The 7153-nt window shown below is 64.9% G+C and carries 9 protein-coding genes; 8 read left to right on the top strand and 1 reads right to left on the bottom strand.

All coding sequences use genetic code 11. The annotated features are described in order from the left end of the window. A partial coding sequence (locus tag AC08OX_RS12900) for an inositol monophosphatase family protein (RefSeq protein ID WP_476608044.1) occupies window positions 1–624 on the top strand: 624 nt, incomplete at its 5' end. Between the two features lie 168 nt (window positions 625–792). On the opposite strand, the gene AC08OX_RS12895 is transcribed toward AC08OX_RS12900, so the two are convergent. Then, window positions 793–1422, bottom strand: coding sequence for a hypothetical protein (locus AC08OX_RS12895; protein WP_476608043.1), 630 nt, complete (start codon window positions 1420–1422; stop codon window positions 793–795). 144 nt (window positions 1423–1566) lie between these two features. Between AC08OX_RS12895 and AC08OX_RS12890 the strand changes: the two genes are divergently transcribed. From AC08OX_RS12890 to AC08OX_RS12860, 7 genes are all read left to right on the top strand, one after another. After that, window positions 1567–2109: a hypothetical protein gene (locus AC08OX_RS12890; protein WP_476608042.1), complete on the top strand. Its 543-nt coding sequence runs from the start codon at window positions 1567–1569 to the stop codon at window positions 2107–2109. Next, window positions 2106–3287, top strand: a complete 1182-nt coding sequence (locus AC08OX_RS12885) for a pyridoxal phosphate-dependent aminotransferase (RefSeq protein WP_476608041.1) — start codon at window positions 2106–2108, stop codon at window positions 3285–3287. Before AC08OX_RS12890 ends, AC08OX_RS12885 begins: the two co-directional genes overlap by 4 nt. A gap of 207 nt (window positions 3288–3494) precedes the next feature. Continuing rightward, window positions 3495–3704: a hypothetical protein gene (locus AC08OX_RS12880; RefSeq protein WP_476608040.1), complete on the top strand. Its 210-nt coding sequence runs from the start codon at window positions 3495–3497 to the stop codon at window positions 3702–3704. Window positions 3705–3833: 129 nt separating this feature from the next. Beyond that, window positions 3834–4811 (top strand): methyltransferase domain-containing protein, encoded by a 978-nt coding sequence (locus AC08OX_RS12875; RefSeq protein WP_476608039.1) that lies wholly within the window; start codon window positions 3834–3836, stop codon window positions 4809–4811. A gap of 92 nt (window positions 4812–4903) precedes the next feature. Beyond that, window positions 4904–5740 (top strand): methyltransferase domain-containing protein, encoded by an 837-nt coding sequence (locus AC08OX_RS12870; protein WP_476608038.1) that lies wholly within the window; start codon window positions 4904–4906, stop codon window positions 5738–5740. A gap of 178 nt (window positions 5741–5918) precedes the next feature. After that, the gene (locus AC08OX_RS12865; RefSeq protein ID WP_476608037.1) at window positions 5919–6263 is read left to right on the top strand and encodes a hypothetical protein; all 345 of its coding nucleotides are present in this window, start codon (window positions 5919–5921) and stop codon (window positions 6261–6263) included. Between the two features lie 2 nt (window positions 6264–6265). Further along, on the top strand, window positions 6266–7096 hold the full coding sequence (locus AC08OX_RS12860; protein ID WP_476608036.1) for an EamA family transporter: 831 nt from the start codon (window positions 6266–6268) through the stop codon (window positions 7094–7096). Window positions 7097–7153: the final 57 nt, after the last annotated feature.

The following is a 7153-nucleotide window of genomic DNA, read 5'->3' as shown; positions in this document are numbered from 1 at the left end:
GGGCGGCCCTGGGTGAACGCCCAGCGGGTCAACCTGATCAGCGAGGAGATCGGTGTAATCGACAACGGTTCGGCGGTCACGCTCGTGGTCGATCCGGTCGACGGCACCGCCAACGCGGTCGCGGAGGTGCCGTTGTCGGCCTTCTCCGGCGTGGTCGCCGTCGACGGCAGGGCGACCGAGGCCCTCACCGTATGGTTGGACACCGGCCGCGGCTGGCATGCGAAAGTCGGCCTCCCGTCGCCCTACCGGACAACAGGCCGGCGCGCACTCGACGGCGCCGCGGTCAGCCTCCTGCGGCCGCAGGCCAAGAACGAGGCGGCGTGGCTGCGGGTGAGCCGCCGGGCCGCGCGGGTGCGCATCCTGTCCAGTAGCTGCCTGGAGGCCGCCCTCGTGGCGCAGGGCTCCACGGACGCCTTCGCAGACGCCGGCTCGGACACGCACCGCATCATGGACATCGCCGCCGCGTCCGTGCTGGTCCCGGCGGCGGGCGGCGCGGTGATCGACGCCTTCGGCCGCCCGGTCGAGATCGTCCCCGACCTCAGCCGCCGATGGTCCGGCGTGATCGCGGCGACCCCGGAGCTGGCGCACCGGCTCGCGGACGAGATCAGCGGCTCTTCCTACTGATCCGTTCGCGTTACCCGGCCTTTCCCCGGGGAACGGCGCGTCGCCGCCGCTGGTTGCCTGCGCCGGCAGATGGTGAGCCGGACAGCAGGTGACGCACGACAACAGCCCACCGGCGCATGCGCATACGACCGGACCGTGTTCGGCGACGAGCCGATCAGCCGGTGATGCTCAAGAAACTCCTTGACCGGCCCGATCGGCAGACGGTCCTCCGTCCACTGCGACGCTCCTCGTCGTCGTCGGCGGCGACCAGCTCGCAGCCGGGGGTGCGGCCGCTCCTTGCGGATGATGACCCGTATCCCCGGCGGCCAGCGTCCACACCCGTTTCTGGACCACCAGCCTCCGGGAGATTGCCGGCAGGGTCTTCCCCACGCCGTCGACCGGATCGAGCCGATCGCGGCCACGTACGCCGCGGGGGCAGAAGCCGCTGTCGCCGGTCCTCACCCGGACCAGATGGCCTGGAACGGGACAGCGCGGCCACCGGCTCGGCCCCGTCGATCCGGTCATGGCCGCTCCCAACGCCGTCACCATCCTCGCAGCCTGCCGGTTCAACAGGTCCGTGCCGCAATAGTCTTCGTTGATCTCCTGGTCGCCGATCAACACGTTGCTCTCATAGGACATGTTGACCAAGTTCCTCTCGTTCCCAGCGCACCCTCCGGAACCTGTCAAGCGGCCCAGATCGATGATCGTAAACTTGATCGAATTTTGATTACTGCAAGCGTTTTCCAGATCGGACCCACTTTGGATCATGGGGAAGCGTGATCCGATGCGCACGATCGGGTGAGGCGGAGTCGCGGCCATGTGCCTGTAGCCTGCGGATTCAGGGAATCCTCGCGTGTGTGGCGACCATTACCTCCAGGGATGCGGACGGCGAAGTAGACTTAAGGCCGCTTAAGATCGGTATGCGCTTGCATACCGATGGCGGCATCCGCGCAGGAGGCAGCGGTGGCAGACAGCCAGCACCAGCCCGGCGGGGAGCTGACGTCGACTGATGTCAACTCTAAGGTTGTGGTCGCGGCGTTGCGAAGGGATCCGGCGATCCGGTTGCAGGTCCTTGTCCATCACGAGACGACCACCAGGTTGCTGGCACCACGGCGCGAGCTGTGCCGGGTGGCCATCGACGACGGTGAGACCAGCGTCGTCAACGCGATCAGCAGCCTGGGAGCGCACCGGCTCGACCTCGACGAGGGTCGTCCGGCGGATGACGGTGACCTTCGTAAGGGACTCGAGGTCTTCCCAGGGGTCTCCTTCGTCGTGGCCCACACCGATGTCCTGCGCACGGCTCCTGCCGGCCGAGGTCTGTACTTCGACCTGGCCACGGAGCGGCGGGCACAGTCACACGGGAACGTTCGGTTCACCCAGCCGGCCCAAATGATGTTTGCCCTCTGGGAGGCACCGCGACTGATGGCCTCGGAGTGCAACCTCCCGGCGCCGCCTGTCCTGGCGCCGGCGGTACTGGCGGGTTTCGGGCCGGGGAAGCGCTCATGACCGCTCCCCGCATCACGAACCCGTCGGCCACCTCCAGCCTGAACGCGCGCATCAGGGATTTGATCGCCGCCGGTCGGCCGATCGCAGCCCTTACCGTCGGGGAGGTAGGCGGACCGCCGCCCGAGCACGTGCTGGAGGCCGCCACCGATGCGGTCCGATCCGGGTGGGCGCACACCTACGGCCCGGTCGCTGGTGATCCCCACTTCCGGGAGGCGGTCGCGGCATGGGTGTCTACCGGCGCCGCGGAGCCGGTAGACGCCAAGCAGGTTGTGGCGACGAACGGCGCTAAGCACGCCCTGACCCTCGCCTTCCTCGCTCTGCTTGAACGCGGCGCGGGCGTTCTGGTACCCGAGCCGAACTGGCCCACCTACGCTGCGGCCGTCCGGCTGGCCGGCGCTCGGCCGGTGCCCGTCGTTACCAATCCCGCGAACGGTTTCGTGCCGACGGCGTCACTACTCGACGAACACGCGGGGTCGGGCGCGGCGATGCTGGTGCTGGCCACGCCACACAACCCGACCGGGACGATGCCGACAGCCTCGGACCTGGACGACATCGGCCGATGGTGCGCGCGCAAGAACGTGACCGTCGTCGTGGACCAGGTGTATCTAAAACTCTCCTGGATCCCTGTGACCCAACTACCAGCAGACGTTCTGCGAGCTGCGGGCGCAAGGGTCGTCGTGGTCGATTCGGTGTCGAAGAGTCACGCGATGACCGGATGGCGGGCGGGGTGGTTGGTCGCGGATCTCCCGACGGCTCGCACGGCAACAGCGATCATGTCCCACACCACTAATCACGTGAACCGGGTGGCCCAAGCTGCGGCGACCGCCGCACTCACCGGTCTACAGGACTGTCTGGCAGAGTTGCGGGCGAGGCTGCTGGACAGCCGAAGCCTTATGGTCGAGTTTCTCGGGTCGGTGCCGGATCTCGTCCGTCTCCGTCCACCCGACGGCACCTTCTATGCCTTCCCGTCATTCGCGCCGCTGCTGGCGAGTGCTTCCTGCCGGTTCGATACCATGAGCGACTTGGCGCAGGCCCTGATCGACAAGGCAGATGTCGCCGTGCTGCCCGGTGAGGCGTTTGGCGAACCCGACCATGCCCGGCTGTCGTTCGTCGCCCCGAGACCGGAGTTGTCCGCGGCCCTGGAACGCATGCTCGAGTTCATCCACGGCGTCGCCTGATTGGGCAGGGCAGACGGGGCCTGCAGGCGACCGCGGCACTTTCACTAATACGGAGCTGATTATGATGCTTGAAGAACGCAACACGATCGAGGGGAAGAGTAGGCGGCTGCGGGCTATGTTCGACCGTGGCGACTTCCTGGCTGCCCTGTTATCGTCATTCCGGCGACCTACCCCGACGTTTCGGTAGGCGATTTGCAAAAAGATGGAGTGTCGGCCGCCGTCTATGCGAACAAGATCTTTCGACTCACTTTCACGGCGGTGGATGCCGCTCTCCCCAGCATTCTCGAGTCCGGTTCCGCCGCCATCGAGTCGCGGCTCTCCTCAGTCGCCCAGGTGCTCGAGACGATTGGAAACGGCAAAGTGACCGCCGCTGACATCGCCTTCGCCGAGGAGGTGAAGCGCCGGCGCGCAGGGTAGGTCCATGAGCAATGCCGCCGGTGGCCTGACAGGCGGTTTTACTCGCCGTAACCAGCGCCGCCCGAGTGCGGGCACTCAGGCTGGTCAACCCCATGACGACAGTGTGTGTTGACGATCAAAGGAAGGGCTATGGAGAACGTGTCTGACAATGCCAACGATCGTGCGGACGCCGAACTGCGACGCCGCTCGGAGGAGGACGTACACGCGGCGGCCATGCACGACGGGCTCGACGTCCCGCCCTCCACCTGGCACGGTTTGGAGGTGGCAAGGCGGGCCCGGGGCCCGATGACGAACTGGGAATACAACCGCGCGCGGCTGGCCGACACACTCGACGCGGTGGCAAGTCACATTCCCAGCCTTGATCGGGCCATACTGGATTGGGCCGTGGCCGCCAAACTCCCTGGCCAGTCGTTCTTCGACGCCTGGGAGCGGGACGGCTACCAACTGCCCGGGCTGCGGCAACACTCCAAGCTGCTAGAAGCGTGCATCACGGCCGCAAACCCTCAGCCAGCGGACGTCGTCCTAGATCTCGGTTGCGGCGACGGCGCGCTCGTGGCCAGGCTCCCGCTCGTCGCGCGTCTGGACCTGCTCGACAGCAGCGTGCGGATGCTCGAGCGCGTCCCACTGAGCCGGACAGGCAGGAAGGAGACCCGACTGGTCCACGCCGATTACCTCGACTACAGACCGGACACACGGTACGATTCGATCATCGCGGTCATGTCATTGCATCACGTCGACCACGACCAGATTTCGCGGGCCCTGGAAAAATGCTACCGGGAGCTTTTCCCGGGTGGCCGCCTGGTCCTTGGCGAGACATTTCTCGACACCTCGGCACTATCGAGCCAGAACGACATCGACGATGTCTGCGACGTCTACTATCGGAAGATAGTCAATGCTGCGGAGCAGAACTGTTACCGCCATGCGCTCAAGGACGCACAGATACTCGACCGGATCCTTCGGCGCTCCGGGGAGTACATGCGGACTCGGGAGCAGTGGAGAAGGTTGCTGACACGGGCGGGATTCTCGGTGAAAGCCAGCCGGACGACTTCACCCGAGATCCGCTACGGCTACCTGCTGGCCGTTCGTCCTCCCGAGGACGACCAGTAAGTCGGCCGGTCGTGAAGCATCTGCGCCCGGGGTAGGTCCAGCGGAATCAATGGGTCGGAAGGATATGGGGAATCGTTATGGAAGAGGGTGCCGTGAAAAAATCTGAGGCTGAATCTGATACGGAAGCCCTGGCACGGGCCTACGAGAAATCGCGATTCGCTGTTCCGCATTACGTGCTGCGGTCCGAGGTCATTAACGGTGACGGCTTCCAGAGCCCGCGCGGTCTGGACGGTTTCAAACGAATCCTGCTGGATGGGATGTCCGTTTCTCCAGGAATGCTGGTCATGGATATCGGCTCTGGTCTGGGTGGCGCCGCTTTCTACCTCGCCGCTGCCTTCGGTGTCGAGGTGGTTGGCGTCGATCCCTCGGAAGTCATAGTCGAGATCGCCTGCGCTCGGAAGGCCGAGTTCGACCCGCAGGACAGGGTCCGGTTCATCCACGGCGACGTGTACTCCGACGACCTGGCGGAGCGCTCCTTCGACATCATCTACTCGCGGGACTCGCTGCTCTACGAAGCTGACAAGCTGAGGGCGCTCGTGCGCTGCCGTGGGTTGCTCAAGCCGGGCGGAGAGATCCACATCGCTGATTTCTGTCGGGGGATCTCGACCCCCGAATTTGAGCAGTACGTCGATGTCTCGGGATATCATCTGCCCACGATGGAGGAGTACACCGAGCTGTTCACCGCGGCAGGCTTCGAGTCTGTCGTCGTCCGTGACCTTAGCGAAATAATGGGCGACTGGTTGGAGGCGGATCTCGTCGCATACCGGGCGCAAGTCGACGGCGGGCAGTATTCCATCGACAAGAAAGATGCCGACCATATCATCAAGCGCTGGCAGCGCAAGATTAATTTCGTGCGGGAAGGGGCACTCGCCAACGGCCTTTTCTCGGCAACCGTTTCGGCCTCGGAGCAGGGACTCCAGAGATGCTGACGCAGAATCCCGAGTGCTTGATCATAAAGGTGTCCGCCGACCGGGCACTGCGATATCATCAGCTGTGGCTGTGTGATTTCTTCCGGTGCGTCGAATTTCTGAACAGGCACGCGAAACACAGTCATGCGAAACAGAAGTATTTCGACTCCGTGATCATACCGATGGACATCAAGTCAAAGTGGTGCGGCGGTCCGGCGGGGACATCGACATCGACATCGTCTGGCCGGACGGCCACGAGAGCTGCTATGCGGTGTCCTGGCTCGCGGAACGCGACGAGGCGCGAGTATCGGGCAGCAGCAGCCGGCAGTGGAAGCCGTGGATCAGCCCGCGAAGCGTCGACAAGGAGACGTTCGAGCGCCACGACGTCCTCGCTGACAATGCCGCACTGGGTCGGGCTCTCGAACACCTCTTCACCTGCGGCGTCTTCACCTACGGCGTCCTCGTGATCAGCGGGAAGGCCGCCCCGGACACCGATCTCGACCTGGCGGCCCGCGCCCGATTCGTCATGGAACAGAGCAGCTGACGATGCCGGTCGGTGTTGCCGGGCTGGTACTGTTCGCCGCGGCGCTGCATGCGAGTTGGAACGCCATGCTGCACAGTCACAGCGACCGGTTGTGGTTCATCACGGTCACGAGCTTCGTGACGACCGTGATCGCGGTGTTGTTCGCGTTCGCCCTGCCGCTGCCTGCCGCGGCGAGCTGGCCCTATCTGGTGTTTTCCGCGGCGGTGCAGGTTCTGTATGCGCTTCTTCTGACGCTGGCTTACCGGGTAGCCGATCTGGGCTCGATGTACACAGTGATCCGGGGCTGCGTCCCGCTGCTGGTCACCCTCGGGGCCGCGATGTTCGCCGGGCAGGAGCTGAGACCAGCCACGCTGGTGGGGATCGGCCTGGTCTCCTTCGGGATCATGGCCATGGGTCGGGACAACGGCGGCTTGAAGGCCATCACGCTGGCCGTGGCCAGTGCCGCTGTTGTCGCGACCTACACCGTCGCCGACGGCATGGGGACGCGGCTGTCGGGCAACTTCTACTCCTACACCACGTGGATCTTCCTTCTGTACGGGATCTTGATGCCGCTGGCCTTCCTGCTGGTGCGAGGCCGGCTGGTCGTGCGGGGCCGAGTATCAGAACTACGCGCAGCGGTAGTCTGCGGGCTCGTGCAGCTGCTGACCTATGCGGTGCTGATGTGGGCCTTCACCCGGGGCCCGCTGGGCCCGATTTCGGCCCTACGGGAGACCAGCGTCGTGTTCGCGACACTGATCGGCTGGCGCTTTTTCGGTGAGGAGCTGTCCGCGACGCGCCTGGGCACGTGCTCGGCGATCATGCTGGGCGTCTTCTGCCTCAACATCTTCGGGTAAGTCACTTGATCTCAAATGATCGTCTAACTCGTCTGCCTCTGAGGTGAGGATTTCCGG

The organism is Frankia sp. CoBUL1 (genome assembly GCF_978021245.1).
The sequence above is the reverse complement of the archived record's forward strand: the minus strand, read 5'-3'. Positions and strand labels throughout refer to the sequence as shown.